This is a genomic window from Buchnera aphidicola (Macrosiphum euphorbiae) (assembly GCF_005237295.1).
In the GTDB taxonomy this organism is placed as follows: Bacteria; Pseudomonadota; Gammaproteobacteria; order Enterobacterales; family Enterobacteriaceae; genus Buchnera; species Buchnera aphidicola_AP.
This window is the reverse complement of the sequence record NZ_CP033006.1, coordinates 460,561-479,725: the sequence shown is the minus strand read 5'-3', so window position 1 is coordinate 479,725 and position 19,165 is coordinate 460,561. Positions and strand designations below refer to the sequence as shown.

Here is a 19,165-nt window from a genome sequence, read left to right as displayed (position 1 = left end):
TTTTCCTTATAATCCAATGATTAAACTTTGTTCAATGAAATCATCTAAATCACCATCTAAAACAGATTGCACGTGATTTTTTTCAATTCCTGTACGAAGATCTTTAATTTTTGAGTTATCTAATATATATGATCGTATTTGATTACCCCAAGTTATATTTGATTTATTTTTTTCTGTTTTTTGTTTCTCTTTTTGTTTTTTTCTTATTTGCATTTCATATAGTTTTAATTTCATTTGCTTTATTGCTTGTTCTTTATTTTTATGTTGAGAACGATTATTTTGACACTGAGTGACGATGTTCGTAGGCAAATGAGTAATGCGAACGGCTGACTCTGTTTTATTTACATGTTGACCTCCAGCTCCAGATGCTCTATAAACATCAATTCTAAGATCAGAAGAATTTATGTTTATATCAATTTTTTCATCTATTTCTGGATATATGAAAATTGAACCAAAAGAAGTATGACGTCGGTTCCCAGAGTCAAAAGGACTTTTTCTAATTAAACGATGTATTCCTGTTTCTGTTCTTAGCCATCCGAATGCATATTCTCCATTTATTTTAATAGTAGAAGATTTAATACCAACTATTTCTCCAATAGATTCATGAATAATTTCTGTCTGAAATCCTTTTTTATCAGCCCATCTTAAATACATTCTAAGTAACATTTTAGCCCAATCTTGTGCTTCTGTACCTCCTGAACCAGATTGTATATCCATATAACAATTACAGTGGTCATTTTTTTTTGAAAACATACGGTAAAATTCAATTTTTTTAATTTTTTTTTCTATTTTTTGCGTTTCTGCAAAAGAGTCTTTTAATACACTTTCATCTTTTGTTTCTATTGCTAATTCTAAAAAAATAATTACTTCTTTAATATTTTCTTCTATTTCATTAATATTTTGAATTATAGAACTTAATAAATATTTTTCTTTATTAAGTTTTGTTATAGATATCTGATTTTTCCATGTTTTAGGTAATGATAATTCTAAATTAATTTCTGAAATACGAGATTTTTTCTTGTTATAGTCAAAGATACCTCTTGAGGTCTTCTATGCGTTTGTTAAAAGTTTTAATCTGATTAGTTATCATATTTGTTTCTGACATAGTTTTATAGTTCTTCTATTAATTTAATTTGTATTGAAAAATTTTTAACTTTTTTTGATATATTCTTTTAAAATATGTAAAAATTATATTTTTTATTATATCTATTTAATTCAATAGGTACATGTATTTTAGTTTTATATACTTTATATTAAGTGTATTTTAGGAAATAAAAATAATGTCATCATTTCTATCATTACAAAATCTTGTTTATCCTTCAGACGAATTATCATTAACAATGATAATTCTTGAAGAATGGTCTTTGACTTATGTAGAAGGTTTAGATAGTAAGAAATATCTTCAAAGTCAGTTAACTATTGATATGAATTTATTACCTAAGACTCATCATACACTTTGTGCACATTGCAATTTTAATGGCAAGGTCTCGAGTACTATGCATTTGTTTCATTATGAAAAAGGTTATGGTTATATTCAACGGAAAAGCATTAGCAAAGTTCAAGTTGAAGAAATTAAAAAGTATTCTGTTTTTTCAAAAATAAAAATACATGAATTAAGTAATATGTGTTTAATAGGACTTGCAGGGTTAAACGTTAGATCATTTTTATTAAATTTTTTCATCAAAATACCAGACAAAAATTGTTCAGTAATTCATGAAAATAATAAAACTATACTGTGGTATGGAGAACCAATAGAACGTTTTTTATTAGTTTTATCTTTGTCTGATTTTTTAATTTTAAAAAGAAAAATAAATAAAAATATATTCTTTAATAATAGTAAACAATGGTTATTATTAGATATTGAAGCGGGATTTCCTATTATTGATGCAATATGTTCTAAAAAATTTACACCACAAGCAATTAATTTAGATAAGCTTAAAGCTATAAGTTTTAAAAAAGGATGTTATTATGGACAAGAAACAATAGCACGAATATTTTTTAAAAAAATAAATAAATATTTTTTATGTTTTTTAATAAGCAGAGGGAATATTTTACCTAAAATAGGCTCATTTATCGAAACTCAGATACATGATAAGTGGTGTAAAATTGGTTTTTTATTGTCTATAGTTCATGTTAGATCTGAAGAGATTTATATACAAGTAGTTTTACGAAAATCTGTAGATGTAAAGAATTTATTTAGAGTATATGGATTTAAAAATATTTTTTTGATAAAAAATTAGATAGTTACATAAAAATTGTTTTTTTATTTATATATTTTATTTTTAAAAAACACGACATTTATTTTTTATTCCATTAAGAAAAAATATTTATTTTTTATAAAATTTCAGGCGAAACTATACTTTAAAAATATCATGTCTCAAGGTATTCTTTTTATTATTTCAGCTCCGAGCGGAACAGGAAAATCAAGTTTAATTCAAGGATTGTTAAAATCAAAAAATTTGTATAACATTCAAGTATCTATTTCTCATACTACTCGAATTATACGACCCGGTGAATTGCATGGGAAACATTATTATTTTGTATCAAAAAAAGAATTTCAAATTATGATTAAACAGGAATCTTTTTTGGAATATGCAAAAGTTTTTAGTAATTATTATGGCACTTCGCGTCAATCTATTGAACGAATGTTATATTCTGGAATTGATGTTTTTCTTGATATTGATTGGCAAGGAGCCAAACAAATTAAATATAAAATGCCAGAATCAAAAAGTATTTTTTTGCTACCTCCATCTAAAGATACATTATACAAAAGATTAAGAGAAAGAGGTCAAGATAGTGATATAGTAATTGCAAAAAGGATGGAAAAAGCAGTAGATGAAATGCAACATTATTCAGAATATGACTATTTGATTATTAATGACGATTTCAAACAAGCAGTAAATGATTTAACAACAATTATCACTGCTGAACATCTATGTTTATTTCATCAAAAAAATAAATATAACTTATTAATTTCTAATTTATTAAAACGTTAATTACAGAAAAATATTAAATAATTTATACAAATACTTTTATATAATTCTATTGAACAAATAGAATTATATAATTCAAAAGACAATATTAAATATTTTTATTTTTTTAATTTATATTTTTTATTTAAAATTAATATTTTTGTTTCGATGAGCTCTTTTTCTTTCATTTTCTTTTAAATAAAATTTACGTAATCGTATAGAATGAGGTGTAACTTCTACAAGTTCATCATCATTGATAAATCCTATTGCTTCTTCTAAAGTCAAATTAATAGCTGTTGTTAAAACTATGGCTTCATCCGTTCCAGAAGCTCTCATGTTAGTTAATTTTTTTCCAGTTAAGCAGTTAACTGTTAAATCATTAGAACGATTATGTAATCCTATTATTTGTCCTTCATAGACTTGAGCACCATGTCCTATAAATAACTTTCCTCTTTCTTGTAAATTAAACAAAGAAAAACCAACTGCCATGCCCATGCTATTAGATATTAAAACTCCATTTTTTCTTTGCCCAATATTATTATTTTGAAGATGATCATAGTGACTAAAAGATGAATAACAGAGTCCTGTTCCAGAAGTTATACTCATAAATTCTCCACGAAAACCAATTAATGCTCTACTAGATAATATATACTCGAGTCGTACTCTTCCTTTTGAATCCATAATCATATTTTTTAATTCACCTTTTCTTGTACCTATAAACTGCATAACACTTCCTTGATTTTTTTCTTCAATATCTAAAGTTACATTTTCAAATGGTTCTTTTTTAATTCCATCAATTTCACGAAAAATGATTTTAGGGCGAGAAACTTCTAACTCAAATCCTTCACGACGCATATTTTCAATCAATATAGATAAATGTAATTCGCCTCGTCCAGAGACAGAAAAAATATTTGCATCTTTAGTTTCTTTTATTTGTAATGCAACATTATGTAAAGTTTCTTTTTTTAATCGTTCTAAAATTTGACGAGATGTAATATATTTTCCTTCCTTTCCTGAAAAAGGTGAAGTATTTACTGAAAAAAACATATTTACTGTTGGTTGGTCTATACTTAATGCCGGTAGAGATTGTAAATTATCTGGATGACAAATTGTGTCAGAAATTTTTAATTTATTAAGACCTGTAATAGCAATTATGTCTCCGGCATTGCCTTGATTTGTTTCTATTCTTTTTAATCCAAAATAATTTAAAACTTTATTGATTTTTCCATTTCGATTTTTTCCAGAGCTATCAATAATAGTTACTGGATCATTGGGTTTTATTGATCCTTGTTTAATACGACCAACTCCTATAACTCCTAAATAATTATTATAATCAAGTTGGGAGACTTGCATTTGAAATTTTTGATCAGGATCAACATTAGGAGCGGGAGCATTTTTAATGATAGATTCATATAATGGAATCATATTATTTTCCATCTTTAGATAATCTTTTCCTGAAGTTCCAAGAATAGCAGATGTATAAATAATAGGAAAATCAAGTTGCTGATCATTTGCATCAAGATTAACAAAAAGATCAAAAACTTGATCTACTACCCAGTCAGGACGAGAATTGATTCTATCAATTTTATTAATAACCACTATAGGGTTTAGACCATATTTAAATGCTTTTTTAGTGACAAATCTTGTTTGTGGCATTGGTCCATCTAAAGCATCTACTACTAGCAGTACCGAATCTACCATAGACATCACACGTTCTACTTCACCACCAAAATCAGCATGTCCAGGAGTATCTACTATATTTATTTTATAATTTTTCCATTTTATAGAAGTATTCTTAGATAAAATTGTAATACCTCGTTCTTTTTCTAAATCATTAGAATCCATAATTCTTTCAGTTTTTTCTTCATGTTCTTGAAATGTTCCTGATTGTTGTAATAGTTTATCAAGTAATGTAGTTTTTCCATGATCAACATGTGCTATAATGGCAATATTTCTTATATTGTGATGCATTTTTTTTCCTTTCAAAAATAGTAATAATTTAGATGTATTACAGACTGGTTTTAGATAGAATTATAAGACGAGATTTGAGGAATATTATTGATATGCTAATTTTTATAAATATGTGTAAAAAATATTTTCTTTTATGTAAAAATAATGGAATTTTATTTAGACAATTCTTCATGGATTTCATAAAAAGGAGTAAATTTTGAACATGTTAGATTATAATAAAACAAGTTTTTTGAAAAGCTATTCAAAAATAACTGATATAGAAATTCAAGACGGTATTGAAATTGCATTTATTGGTTATTCTAATTCAGGAAAATCTAGTGCTATTAATACACTAACTAATCAAAAAAAATTAGCTCGTTTTAGTAAAACTCCCGGAAGAACACAATTAATTAATTTTTTTAAAGTAGTTTCGGATCTAAGAATAGCTGATCTTCCTGGATATGGTTATGCAAAAGCCCCTTTTTTAATTAGAAGAAAATGGCAAAAAGTATTATATGATTATCTAGAACAAAGAAATCAAATAAAAGGTTTTGTATTTCTCATGGATATTAGATATCCATTAAAAAAACTCGATCAAAAGATAATCAATATAGCTTTGCATAAAAAAGTTTCTATTTTAATATTGTTAACTAAATGTGAAAAAATGACAATAAGTCAACAAAATATTCAAGTTAATACAGTACGAAAGAAATTAAGTTTTTTCTTAGATTCTTTTGAAATTTTGTTATTTTCATCTTATAAAAAGATTGGTATTCAAAAATTGAAATCTATTTTAAATGATTGGTATAACAAGTATACTATTTTAAATAAATAATGATGTCTACATAATAAACAAAATATTATTAATATAATTTTATAAAAATGTTTCATTTATTTTTGATTTGAAAATATAATGTTTAAAAATTTGAAATGTATTTTTAGAACAATATTTACTCAAAATCATTTCTTTTAAATTTATATTAATTGGAATATCTAATTTTATTGCTGCTAATTCATATGAAAGAAAAGCTATTTCTTTATTATTTTTTAGTTGAATTGCAACATTCTTAGCATTTCGAAATGGTAAAAATTTTATTTTTTCAATATTATTGTAAATATTTTTAATATTAGAAAATTTATTTAGCAAAGACAACGCGGTTTTAATTCCTATTTTAGGAACTCCTGGAATATTATCAGAAACATCTCCCATCAAAGCTAAAAAATCAATAAATTCCTTGGGTTTAATGCCATATTGTTCTTTTATTGCTTCTGGTGTAATAATACAATTATTTTTTTTGTTGAATATGTTAATGTTTTTTGTTACAAGTTGAAGCATATCTTTATCATGACTTATAATTAATATCTTATTTCCTGTTTCTTCTAATTGACAAGCTAAACTACCAATAATATCATCTGCTTCTATTCCTGGGATAGTTAATATTTTAATGCCAATTTTTTTCAGTATTTCAAAAAGAGGTTGAATTTGAATATATAGTGAATTAGGCATAGGTGATCTGTTTTTTTTATATTCTTTAAATAATTTATTTCTAAATGTTTTTTTAGAAGAATCAAATATAATGATAATTTTTTTTGAATTTGGATATTTTTTCAAGATGTTATCTATCATTTTTAACATTCCATATATCGCTCCAAATGGTTCTCCTAAAGTATTTTTAAAATGGGGAAAACCATAATAAGATGAATATAAATATAAACTTCCATCGATTATAATAACGGGTTCATTTTTTTTTTGATTCATATTTTCTCTTTATATTTTAATATTGTAGATATATTAATTACATAAAAACATTATTTTTTATTTAGCAAAAATTGAATTAGTTTAATATATTTTTGAGAAAAACTATCTTTAAATATTTCTTCTATGTTTGAATAATCAATTATGTATTTTCCGTTAATAAGCATTGTTGGAATATGTTCTAAGTTAAATTTTTTGATATCTTGGTTTTGTTTTTGCACCAATATTTTAAGTGTTAAGCTATTCCAAAAATTATTAAATGTACTTTCATTTACTCCTGCTTCTTTTTCAAATATTTTTTTTATATTATTCAGATTATTAATTGTATGAGTTTTTTGAATTCCTTCGAAAATAGGTAGAATAATTTTTTTTTCAATCCCAATTTGTTGTGCTATTATCCAAGATTTTGTTAATATGGAGCTTAATGTTCCTCCTAAAAAATTCACATGATATATTTGAACACTTACATTTTTTTTTACATTATTTTTAATTAAATATCTTGTATTATGTGTTTTTTCAAACTCATAGCAATATGGACAAAAAAATGAAAAAAAATCCATTATATTAGGGACATCAGATATAATTTTATTTTTTGTGGTATATTCTTTTCCGTTTTTAAATTCACTAGCAAAAACATTACAAGAAAAGATAAGAATCCATAATATAATTAACATTTTTTTCATTTTGATCACCTAATTTATTTTTTTATTCGTTTTTTATTTTTTTTGAAGAATAAAAGTGATCTTTAAAATAATATAATATATAAGCACAAAATACTATATTAGTATAACTTTTAATATTACTGAATATATAAGTAGAGAAAGATAAATTTTATATTATGAAAAAAAAAATAACTATTAATATTGATAATCATACTCCAATGATAAAACAGTATTTATCTTTAAAATCACAGTATCCTGATATGCTACTTTTTTATCAAATGGGTGATTTTTACGAGTTATTCTATAAAGATGCTGAACGCATTTCTGAATTATTAAAAATTACTTTAACAAAAAAAGGATATTCAAATAATAAGATTATACCAATGGCTGGAGTTCCATGCGATAAATCACAATATTATTTATCAAAATTAGTGAAATTAGGTGAATCTATTGCAATCTGTGATCAAGAAAAAGAAACTCATCATAAAAGTAAATTAATTTCTCGCAAGATAGTTCGTGTCATTACTCCTGGAACTATTACAGACGAAGCATTTCTTGAAGAAAATGAAGATAATTTTATAGCCGCTATTTGGAAAGAAGATAATGAATTTGGATATTCTGTATTAGATGTTTCTTTAGGTTTTTTTGGTGTATCTAAAATTTCTAATGCTAGTGATTTGCTTTCAGAAATTGAACGTACAAACCCTAAAGAAATACTCTATCCAGAAAATTTTTCAGATATTTTTTTAATTGAAAATAGAAAATGTATTCGTAAACGTTCATTATTAGAGTTTGATTTAGAAACATCATATAAGTTACTTAACTTGCAATTTAAAACTTATAGTTTAAATGGGTTTGGTATAGAAAAAAATAATTTTATAATACGTGCAGCTGGTTGTTTGCTTCAATATGTTAAATTGATGCATATGAGCGTTTTACCGAATATTCGTTATTTAAAATATAATTATATGAAAGATAATATTTTAATGAATTTCAGTACACGTAAAAGTTTAGAAATTACTCAAAATATTTCAGGAGAAAAAAAAAATACTTTATCTTCAATATTAAATAAAACAGTTACATCTATGGGTAGTAGAATGTTGAATCGTTGGTTAAATTCTCCTTTAAAAAATTTCAATATCGTTAGAAATCGTCATGAAAGTGTCAAGGTTTTACAATTTTTTTACAAAGAACTACAACCTATTCTTCGTCAAGTTAATGATTTAGAAAGGATTTATTCTCGTTTATCTTTACGTACTGCTTCACCTCATGATTTTACACGAATGCGTTCTACATTAGAAATATTACCTAATTTACATTTAATATTAAAAAAAATAAAATTAAAACATATACAAAAAATACGTTTTTCTATTGGGTATTTCAAAGATATTTTGTTTTTGTTAAAAAAAGCAATTAGTTTAAAACCATCTGCATCAATTCGCGATGGAAATGTAATAGCTTCATCATATAATATTCAACTAGATGAATTGAGATCTATCAAAATAAATTCCAAGCAATATATTAAAACTTTTGAAGAAAAAGAAAAAAGAAAATTAATGATTGAATCATTTAAGATCCGATTCAATAGAATTATTGGTTATTATATTCAAGTAAGCAAACGTCATATTCACTTAGTTCCACAACATTATATCAGAATACAAACATTAAAAAATGCAGAGCGGTATACTATACCTATACTAAAAGAATATGAAGAAAAAGTTTCAAATTCAGAAATTCAATCTTTATTTCTAGAAAAAAAATTATACGCAGAAATTTTTAATATTATAGAACCTTTTTTAGAACAATTACAAGACAGCGCACTAGCATTATCAGAACTAGATGTACTAGTAAATTTATCTGAACGTTCTATATCACTAAACTACATATGTCCTATCATGAGTAAGAAATATGGTATTTCTTTATTAGATAGTCGTCATCCAGTTGTTGAGTGTTTTTTAAAAACACCATTTATAAGCAATTCTATTGTTTTATCGAAAAAGCAAAGAATGCTTATTATAACAGGTCCAAATATGGGCGGAAAAAGCACCTATATACGTCAAATTGCTCTTATTACAATAATGGCTTGGGTTGGTAGTTTTGTTCCTGCTAGATATGCTTTAATTAGTTCAATTGATAAGATTTTTACAAGAATTGGTTCTGCAGATGACTTAAGTAATGGATGTTCAACATTTATGATGGAAATGACGGAAATATCTAATATTCTTCATAATGCAACATCCAATAGTTTAGTTTTAATTGATGAATTAGGAAGAGGGACATCAACTAATGAGGGATTGTCTTTAGCTTGGTCATGTTCTAAATATTTAATAAATAAAAATAAATCTATGACATTATTATCTACACATTTTTTTGAATTAACAAAATTAGAATTAATAGAAAAATGTGTAAAAAATTTTCATTTTACTGCTATTGAAAGCAATTCTCATATTGCTTTTTTATATAAAATTAAAAATGGTACATCAAAAAAAAGTTATGGTATATCAGTTGCCTCATTATCTGGATTACCAAACAGTGTTATAGAAAACGCGAAAATAAAATTAAAAGAAATAGAAAATATATAATATTTTTTAATATTATGTTTGCTCTTAAGATATTATATCAATAATTTACCTAAAATTTTAAAATAATTTTACATAAAATTTTATTTTTGTCATTAGTTAGTAGCGAAAAATTAACATTTTCTGTAAATTATATTTTATTGATAATATTAGGTGTTTAATGTAATAAAATTTGGATATTTAGTACAATGAAAAATCAAAATATGTTTGATCTTTTACTTCCATTGAATTCAGAACAATTAAATAATTTAAAACAACTTGAAATTACTTGTACTAATATTCAAAGTGCTTGGTTATCAGGTTATTTTTGGAAAATTGCGAATCAAAAATCTGATGCAATATCTCTTAAAACGGACGAATCAAATAAAAATGATCAAATTATTACTATAATTTCTGCTTCTCAAACTGGTAATGCAAAGTTATTATCTAAACGTCTTAATGAATATCTCAATAAAAACAATAAAAAAAGTCGTTTAGTTAATGCAATTGACTATAAATTTAAAAAAATAAAAGATGAAAAAATATTAATTTTAATTATTTCAACACAAGGTGAAGGTGAACCGCCAGAAGAAGCATTATCTTTATACAAATTTATAACGTCAAAAAAAGCGCCTAATTTAAATGATTTATATTATAGTGTTTTTGGATTAGGAGATACGTCTTATAATTTATTTTGTCAAGCAGGCAAGGATTTTGATAAAAGATTCAAAGAATTGGGTGGAAATTCTTTATTAGATCGATTTGATGCTGATATTGAATACGAAGATGATTATAATAAATGGTCTCAAGATTTATTAAAATCTATCAATAATAAAGAAATCAATTCTAAATCTTCTTTATTAAGTTTAGAAAAACAAAATAAACCTGCAATTTTACAAACTTTTTATACAAAAAAAAAACCTGCTAAAGCTATTATTTTAACAAATCAAAAAATTACTGGTCGTAATTCTAAAAAAGATGTTCGTCATATTGAAATTGATATCAGCAATTTAAATATTAATTATATTCCTGGTGATGCACTTGGTGTTTGGTATAAAAATGACGCTAATTTAGTAAAAAATATATTAGAATTGCTTTCTATAAGCATGTTTGATAAAATTAAAATTAAAAATGATGTCATTACAATTTTTGATGCTTTGCAAAATAATTTTGAATTAACAAATAACACTAAAAATATTGTTAAAAATTATACAAATTTCACAAAAAATAAATTTTTAAAAAACATTATATCTAATGATTCTGATTTACAAAATTATACTATTCAAACTCCTTTAATCAAAATGATAAATGATTATCCATCAAAATTATCTATTGAACAATTGATCAGTTTACTTCGTCCATTAACACCTAGATTATATTCGATTTCTTCTTCACAAGCAGAAGTTTGTGATGAAATTCACATCACAGTTGGAGTTGTAAAAAAATTAATTTCTGGTTGTTTGTATTTTGGTGGGGCTTCTGGTTATCTTTCACAATTTTTAAAACCTGATGACGCAGTAAAAATTTTTATTGAAACTAATAATAATTTTCGATTACCTATTAATCAAAATACTCCAATAATAATGATTGGTTCAGGAACTGGAATTGCTCCGTTTCGTTCTTTTATGCAGCAAAGAGATAACGATGGATCTAAAGGAAAAAATTGGATTTTTTTTGGAAATCCTAATTTTACTGAAGATTTTTTATATCAAACAGAATGGCAGCAATATATAAAAAAAGGACTAATTACAAATATGCATTTAGCTTGGTCTCAAGATCAAGAGGATAAAATATATATACAAGATAGAATGAGAGAAAATGGAAAAGAAATATGGTCTTGGATAGAAGAAGGAGCTGAAATATATGTCTGTGGAAATGCTTCTAAAATGGCAAAAGATGTTGAAAAAGCATTGTTAGATATTATCCGTGAAAACAGCGGTTTAAATCTTGAAAATACTCATGAATTTTTAAATAATCTTCGTTTTAAAAAACGTTATAAAAGAGATGTGTATTAATGAAAAAAAACTATAATAAAACAGTTCTAGAAAAAAAACTGACAGATGCAGAACGTATTAAAAAAAACAGTAATTATCTTCGAGGGACAATTATTGATGATTTAAAAAACGAGATCACTAATGGTTTTAGTGGAGATAATTTTTCACTTATTCGATTTCATGGTATGTATCAGCAAGATGATCGAGATCTGCGTGTAGAACGACATCAACAGAAACTAGAACCACGTCATGCAATGATGCTTCGTTGTCGATTACCTGGAGGAGTTATAAAAGCTAAAAAATGGTTAAAAATTGATCATTTTGCTAGTAAATATACGTTATATGGAACTATTCGATTGACCAATCGTCAAACTTTTCAATTTCATGGTATTTTAAAAAAAAAATTAAAAGATGTACATAAAATGTTACATAATATAGGATTGGATTCATTAGCTACTGCTAATGATGTAAATAGAAACGTGCTTTGCACATCTAATCCTATGGAATCTTTGATTCATCAACAAGCTTATGAATGGGCGCAAAAAATTTCAAATTTTTTATTACCACATACTAAAGCATATGCAGAAATTTGGTTAGATCAAAAAAAAATCATTACAACAGATAAAGAACCTATATTAGGACAAACATACTTACCAAGAAAATTTAAAACAACTGTAGCAATTCCACCATATAATGATGTAGATCTGTATGCAAATGATATGAACTTTGTTGTTATTGCGAAAAATGAAAAAATTATTGGTTTTAATGTATTAATTGGTGGAGGATTATCTTTTATTCATGGTAATCAAAAAACATGGCCGTTTCTTGCAACAGAAATAGGTTATATTTCTGTAGAAAAAACTTTATCTGTAGCTGAAGCTATAGTAACAACTCAAAGAGATTGGGGAAATCGTGCTGATCGTGCCAATGCTAAAACTAGATATACTATAAATAATTTTAGTTTAGATTCTTTTAAAAAAGAAATTGAAAAACGAGCAAATATTATTTTTGAACCAATTCGCGATTATAATTTTATCAGTAGAGGAGACAGGTTTGGTTGGATTAAAGATGTTAATAATAATTGGAGTTTAACATTATTTATTCAAAATGGACGTATATATGATAATGATAATAAATTACTTAAATCTGGATTATTAAAAATAGCAAATATTCATGATGGTAATTTTAGAATTACATCTAATCAGAATATAATTGTTTCTGAAGTGTCTGAGAAGCATAAAAGTGAAATAGAAAAAATAGCAGTATCATATGGATTAATAAGTAAAATCAGTAATTTACGTCAAAATTCTATGGCATGTGTTTCATTTCCCACTTGTCCTTTAGCAATGGCTGAAGCAGAACGCATGCTGTCTTTTTTTATTACTCAGCTAGAAAAAATCATGTTAAAATATAGTTTAGAAAAAGAAATTATAATTTTACGTGTTTCTGGGTGTCCTAACGGTTGTGGAAGATCATTGTTGGCTGAAATTGGTTTAATTGGCAAATCTATTGGTCGATATAATTTGTATATAGGAGGTAATCGAATAGGAAGTCGAATTGCAAAAATTTATAAAGAAAATATTACAGAAAAAGAGATATTAATTCATTTGAAAGATTTAATTAAAATTTGGTCTTATGAACGAACAAAACAGGAAGATTTTGGAGATTTTGTTATTAGAAAAAATTTTGTTAAGGAAATTATTAATCCTATTTATGATTTTTGGAGTTAGTATGGAGGGATCATGATGTCTATATTTAAAACTGAAAATATTAATCTATTAAATCCTCAAAAACAAAATAAGATACTATCTGAATCTAATATTCTTATATCTAATTATTCTGCAGAAGAGCGTATTTCTTGGGCATTAAGAAATTTGCCTCATATACATATTATGTCATCTAGTTTTGGTATTCAATCAGTAGTATTATTAAATCTTATAACCAAACAAAAACCTGATATTCCTGTTGTTTTAATTGATACAGGTTATTTATTTCCTGAAACATATCAGTTTATTGATATATTAACTAATAAATTTAATTTAAATTTAAAAGTTTTTAGATCGAGAATATCTCCTGCATGGCAGGAAGCACGATATGGAAAATTATGGAAAAAAGGGATAGAAGGAATTAATTTTTATAATAATATTAATAAAGTACAGCCTATGAATTTTGCTTTAAATGAATTATCGGTACAAACATGGTTTTCTGGATTACGTCATGACCAATCAAAAAGTCGAAATTCATTAGCATATCTTTCTATTCAAAAAGGAGTGTTTAAAATTTTACCAATATTAGATTGGTCTAATAATAAAATAAAAAATTATTTAAAAGAAAATAATTTAGACATTCATCCTTTATACAAGAAAGGATATTTATCTGTAGGAGACACGCATACCACTAAAAAACATGTTCCTGGCATGTTAGAAGAGGAAACTCGTTTTTTTGGATTGAAACGTGAATGTGGTTTACATGAAAATTAAATCTTTTAAATATTATTAATAAAATATTTTATTCAAAAAGTATTATATGATTTTTTTCATTAAATGTATTTAAAATTATTTATTTTTTAAGATGTTTAATTTTTTTGTATTTAAAATTGTTCTTTTGAAGAAATAAAAAATTATTTTTTTAAAATGTATATTTTATGTAATGCATATATATTTTTTTAAATTTTTATTAATATAACATAAAATGTTTATCATATTTTAATATATTACTTGCAATACAATATTAAAAATATCTTAGGTAATGTTTAATATGAGATTTATAATTATATTATGCCATTCTTTTTTAACATTTAAAAATTATTTTTTTATTGATATATTTTATGTTTTTAAAATAAGGTTACTGTGAATTATCTTCCTCTTTTTATAGATTTGAAATCTAAAAATGTTTTAGTTATTGGTGCTGGAGAAGTGGCTTTCAATAAAATTAAATTGCTACTTCGAGCTGCTGCTAAAGTTAATGTTATTGCTAAAGAATTATCTTTAGAAGTTAAATTGCTTTTACGTGAAAAAAAAATAAATTGGCTATCTAAAAAATTTGATTTAATTTATTTAAGAAAAATATTTTTAGTAATTTCAGCTACAAACGATATAAAATTAAATGAATATATATTTAAAAAATGTAATGAACGTTGTTTATTAGTAAACGTAGTTGATGATAAAACAAAATGTTCTTTTATTTTTCCTTCTATTATTGATCGTTCTCCTGTAATTGTAGCTATGTCTTCCGGAGGAACTGCACCTGTATTATTGCGTTTATTACGTGAGAAAATTGAAGCGATTTTACCAATGAAATTAGGTGATGTTGCTAAAATTGCAGGAAAATGGAGATCTGCAATTAAAAAACATTTTTTTAATGTTTTAGAAAGACGTCGATTTTGGGAAAAATTGTTTAAGAGTACTTTTGTTGATCATATCCTTAATGGAAAAAAAGAACAAGCGATTAATATTTTAAAAAAAAATATGTATAAAAGTAATTTATTAAAAGGCGAAATTATTTTAGTAGGTGCTGGACCAGGAGATAGTGGTTTATTAACTTTAAGAGGACTACAAATATTACAGCAAGCAGATGTTGTCTTATACGATTGTTTAGTTTCTAAAGATATTTTAGATTTAATTCGTCGTGATGCAAAATGTATATGTGTTGGAAAACGTTTTGGTTTAAAAAATATTACCCAGGAAAAAATTATTAAATTATTAATTATTTTAGCACAACAAGGAAAAAGAGTAGTACGTTTAAAAGGTGGAGATCCCTTTATTTTTGGACGTGGTGGAGAAGAAATAGAAGCAGCAAAAAATGCAGGTATTGATTTTCAGGTTGTACCAGGTATTACTTCTGCAATTGGTGTTTCAGCTTATACTGGTATACCATTAACACATCGTAAATATGCACAGGGTGTTATATTTATTACAGGACATAAGTGTATTGATGGTTTTGTAAATAATTGGTCAATTTTGTCTGATTCTTCTTATACTTTAGTTATATACATGGGTACATTTCAGGCTATATATATTGCTAAAAAACTTATTACACTTGGTCGATCGAAATTAACACCAATAGCAGTTGTTAGTCAGGGAACGACTATGCATCAAAAAGTTATTATAGGATGTTTAAGCGAAATTGAAAAAATCATTCAATTTACTATCACTCCATCTTTATTAATAGTTGGAGATGTTGTTCGTTTACATAAAAAGTTAGCATGGTTTCACAATGAAAATGTATCACATAATATTAAGAATATATTTTCTACAGTTAAATTAATTTAAGGAGAAATGATGTTTAAAAAAAACACTACTTATTTGCGTCAATTGGAATCAGAAAGTATTTATATAATGAGAGAAGTGATCTCGGAATTTCAAAATCCTGTAATGTTGTATTCTATTGGAAAAGATTCTTCAGTTATGTTACATCTTGCAAAAAAATCTTTTTATCCTGGATTAATACCATTTCCTTTGTTACATATAGATACTGGATGGAAATTTAAAGAAATGTATCTTTTTAGAGATTATATTGCTAAAACTTCAAAAACAGAATTAATAGTTCATTCTCATTCCAAAGGAAAATCATTAGGTTTAAATCCTTTTCAACACGGAGGAAGTAAATATACTGATATTATGAAAACAGAAGGGTTAAAAGAAGCTATAAATAAATATGGTTTTGATGCTGCTTTCGGTGGAGCTAGACGAGATGAAGAAAAATCACGTTCTAAAGAACGTATTTATTCCTTTCGCGATTCATTTCATCAATGGGATCCAAAAAAACAACGTCCTGAGTTATGGTGGAATTATAATGGTCAAATTAATAAGGGAGAAAATATTCGTGTTTTTCCACTTTCAAATTGGACTGAATTAGATATTTGGCAGTATATTTTTTTAGAAAATATTGAAATTGTTCCTCTTTATTTTTCTGCCATGCGTCCAGTGTTAGAAAGAAATGGTATGCTAATAATGATTGATGATGATCGTATTAACATTCAGTCTAATGAAGTAATAAAAGAAAAAATGATTAGATTCCGTACATTAGGTTGTTGGCCTTTAACTAATGCGATTGAATCTGAAGCTAAAAATATTGAAGATGTAATTAGAGAAACGCTAATAGTTAAAACAAGTGAACGAGCTGGTCGAGCTATTGATTATGATCAAAAAAGTTCCATGGAATTTAAAAAAAAACAAGGTTATTTCTAAAAAAAAGAGAAATTTAAAAAAATGAATACCAACATAAAAAATAATTTCAAACAATGGTTCGATGCGCAACAAAAAAAAACTTTATTAAAATTTTTAACATGTGGTAGTGTAGATGATGGAAAAAGCACTCTAATTGGTCGTTTATTACACGATACTAAACAAATTTATGATGATCAATTATGTTCTTTAAAAAGTGATAGTAAACGTCATGGTACACAAGGATCTAAAATAGATCTTGCATTAGTTGTAGATGGACTGCAATCTGAACGTGAACAAGGCATTACAATTGATGTAGCTTACCGTTATTTTTCTACTGATCAAAGGAAATTTATTATTTCAGATACACCTGGTCATGAACAATATACTCGTAATATGGTAACAGCAGCATCTACATGTGACTTATCTATTTTATTAGTTGATGCTAAAAAAGGATTATCGGAACAAACTTTCCGACATAGTTTTATTTCTACTTTACTTGGAATTAAACATTTAATTGTTGCTATTAATAAAATGGATTTAGTTAACTATAAAGAAGAAATATTTAACAATATCAAAAAAAAATTTTTGCTTTTTTCTAAAAAACTCCCTAGTAATTTAAATATTGTTTTTATTCCGATCTCTGCTTTACTTGGTGAAAATATTGTTTTTAAAAAAAATCTTATGCCTTGGTATAATGGACTAACATTATTAAATTTTTTAGAAACAGTAGAAATTCAAACAAACACTAATTTGGAAGAACTTAGGTTTCTTGTACAATACATAAATCGTCCTAATTCAGATTTTCGTGGATATTCTGGAATATTACTATCTGGTACGATTCATGTTGGGCAACCTATTAAAATATTACCTGAAAACATTAACTCTTATATTTCTCGTATTGTGACTTTCGATCAAAACTTAAAAAAAGCAGAAATTGGTCAATCAGTTACAGTAGTGTTAAAAGATGAAATAGACATTAATCGTGGTGATTTTTTTGTAAACATTGATTCTGTTTTACAACCTTCGCGAGAATCTATTATTGATATTGTTTGGATGACAGACAATGTATTATTAAAAGGACAATCATATAACATCAAGTTATCTAGTAAAAAAATTCGCATTTATATAAAAGAAATTTTATTCAAGATAGATATTAATACTTTAAAAAAAATAAAAGTTAATTCTCTTAGTCTGAATAGTATTGGTCAAGTTAGAGTTATTTTTAGTGAACCTATGATTTTTGATAATTACAGTGAAAATAGAATGACAGGCAATATGATTTTTATTGATCTTTTAACAAATATTACTGTTGGTGCTGGAATGATTGTCAATAGTCTAGAAAAACAAGAAAAAATTTCTTCTTTTAATAAAAAAGATTTTGAATCAGATTTTTATAATTTAATTTCTCGACATTTTCCACATTGGAAAATACAAAAACTTTTAACAAAAAAGGTTTCTAATTAAAATGAATGATAACTTTAAAAAAAATATTATTTGGCAAAAACATTCAATTACACGTGCAAAACGTGAAAAAAAAAATGCTCACAAATCGATTGCAGTATGGTTTACTGGATTATCAGGTTCAGGAAAATCAAGTATTGCTAATTTTTTAGAGAAAATATTATTTAAAAATGGAATTAATAGTTATTTATTAGATGGAGATAATATTAGATCTGGATTATGTTCTGATTTAAGTTTTAGTGTTATAGACCGAGAAGAAAATATTAGACGCATTGGAGAAGTAGTAAAAATAATGTTAGATGCTGGTATAATAATATTAGTATCAGTTATTTCTCCTTACAAATATCAAAGAGAAATGATTCGTCAAATGTTAGGAAAAAAAAATTTTTTAGAAATATTTGTTGATACACCTATAAGTATTTGTGAATCTCGAGATCCTAAAAAATTATATAAACAAGCTCGTACTGGAAAAATATCTGATTTTACTGGTGTGCAATCTGTATATGAAATTCCACAAAACCCTGATGTTCTTTTAAATGGTACAGATCTTTTAGAAGATAATTCAAAAAAACTAATCAAGATTTTATATGATCGCAGTATAATACCTTTTTTGAGAACTAATTAAAAGTATTTAATATAAAAAA

15 protein-coding genes are annotated in these 19,165 nt (G+C 25.3%); 11 read left to right on the top strand and 4 right to left on the bottom strand.

The window, feature by feature from the left end:
- Positions 1–6: 6 nt before the first annotated feature.
- A protein-coding gene (gene prfB, locus D9V71_RS02215; protein ID WP_158340749.1) for a peptide chain release factor 2 occupies positions 7–1,105 on the bottom strand; the annotation gives its coding sequence in 2 pieces (ribosomal slippage) (positions 7–1,029 and positions 1,031–1,105; 1,098 coding nt in all).
- 175 nt (positions 1,106–1,280) lie between these two features.
- Between prfB and ygfZ the strand changes: the two genes are divergently transcribed.
- Together ygfZ and gmk are read left to right on the top strand one after the other, a co-directional pair.
- The gene (ygfZ, locus tag D9V71_RS02210) at positions 1,281–2,240 is read left to right on the top strand and encodes a tRNA-modifying protein YgfZ (protein ID WP_158340748.1); all 960 of its coding nucleotides are present in this window, start codon (positions 1,281–1,283) and stop codon (positions 2,238–2,240) included.
- Positions 2,241–2,372: 132 nt separating this feature from the next.
- Entirely contained in the window at positions 2,373–2,996 is a 624-nt protein-coding gene (gene gmk, locus D9V71_RS02205) for a guanylate kinase (protein ID WP_158340747.1), read from the top strand.
- Between the two features lie 117 nt (positions 2,997–3,113).
- On the opposite strand, the gene typA is transcribed toward gmk, so the two are convergent.
- Positions 3,114–4,943, bottom strand: coding sequence for a translational GTPase TypA (typA, locus tag D9V71_RS02200; RefSeq protein WP_158340746.1), 1,830 nt, complete (start codon positions 4,941–4,943; stop codon positions 3,114–3,116).
- A 196-nt stretch (positions 4,944–5,139) separates the two neighbouring features.
- On the opposite strand from typA, the gene yihA reads away from it, so the two are divergent.
- Positions 5,140–5,757, top strand: a complete 618-nt coding sequence (gene yihA, locus D9V71_RS02195) for a ribosome biogenesis GTP-binding protein YihA/YsxC (protein ID WP_158340745.1) — start codon at positions 5,140–5,142, stop codon at positions 5,755–5,757.
- A gap of 39 nt (positions 5,758–5,796) precedes the next feature.
- Here yihA and D9V71_RS02190 read toward each other — a convergent pair whose 3' ends face one another.
- Together D9V71_RS02190 and D9V71_RS02185 are read right to left on the bottom strand one after the other, a co-directional pair.
- Positions 5,797–6,681, bottom strand: a complete 885-nt coding sequence (locus D9V71_RS02190; RefSeq protein WP_158340744.1) for a 5'-3' exonuclease — start codon at positions 6,679–6,681, stop codon at positions 5,797–5,799.
- Positions 6,682–6,731: 50 nt separating this feature from the next.
- Complete coding sequence (locus D9V71_RS02185; RefSeq protein WP_158340743.1) at positions 6,732–7,361, bottom strand: DsbA family protein; 630 nt, start codon at positions 7,359–7,361, stop codon at positions 6,732–6,734.
- 155 nt (positions 7,362–7,516) lie between these two features.
- Here D9V71_RS02185 and mutS point away from each other — a divergent pair, with 155 nt between their 5' ends.
- The 8 genes from mutS (at position 7,517) to cysC (ending at position 19,146) form a co-directional block, all read left to right on the top strand.
- Positions 7,517–9,922: a DNA mismatch repair protein MutS gene (gene mutS / locus D9V71_RS02180; protein WP_432207081.1), complete on the top strand. Its 2,406-nt coding sequence runs from the start codon at positions 7,517–7,519 to the stop codon at positions 9,920–9,922.
- A 185-nt stretch (positions 9,923–10,107) separates the two neighbouring features.
- Positions 10,108–11,913 (top strand): assimilatory sulfite reductase (NADPH) flavoprotein subunit, encoded by a 1,806-nt coding sequence (locus D9V71_RS02175; protein WP_158340741.1) that lies wholly within the window; start codon positions 10,108–10,110, stop codon positions 11,911–11,913.
- Positions 11,913–13,622: an assimilatory sulfite reductase (NADPH) hemoprotein subunit gene (gene cysI / locus D9V71_RS02170; protein ID WP_158340740.1), complete on the top strand. Its 1,710-nt coding sequence runs from the start codon at positions 11,913–11,915 to the stop codon at positions 13,620–13,622. Before D9V71_RS02175 ends, cysI begins: the two co-directional genes overlap by 1 nt.
- Before the next feature lie 15 nt (positions 13,623–13,637).
- Positions 13,638–14,372 (top strand): phosphoadenylyl-sulfate reductase, encoded by a 735-nt coding sequence (locus tag D9V71_RS02165; protein WP_158340739.1) that lies wholly within the window; start codon positions 13,638–13,640, stop codon positions 14,370–14,372.
- Positions 14,373–14,741: 369 nt separating this feature from the next.
- Entirely contained in the window at positions 14,742–16,163 is a 1,422-nt protein-coding gene (cysG, locus tag D9V71_RS02160) for a siroheme synthase CysG (protein WP_158340738.1), read from the top strand.
- A 9-nt stretch (positions 16,164–16,172) separates the two neighbouring features.
- Complete coding sequence (gene cysD / locus D9V71_RS02155; RefSeq protein WP_158340737.1) at positions 16,173–17,081, top strand: sulfate adenylyltransferase subunit CysD; 909 nt, start codon at positions 16,173–16,175, stop codon at positions 17,079–17,081.
- A 21-nt stretch (positions 17,082–17,102) separates the two neighbouring features.
- Positions 17,103–18,524: a sulfate adenylyltransferase subunit CysN gene (gene cysN, locus D9V71_RS02150; protein WP_158340736.1), complete on the top strand. Its 1,422-nt coding sequence runs from the start codon at positions 17,103–17,105 to the stop codon at positions 18,522–18,524.
- Position 18,525: 1 nt separating this feature from the next.
- Positions 18,526–19,146, top strand: a complete 621-nt coding sequence (cysC, locus tag D9V71_RS02145; protein WP_158340735.1) for an adenylyl-sulfate kinase — start codon at positions 18,526–18,528, stop codon at positions 19,144–19,146.
- The last annotated feature ends 19 nt before the right edge of the window (positions 19,147–19,165 follow it).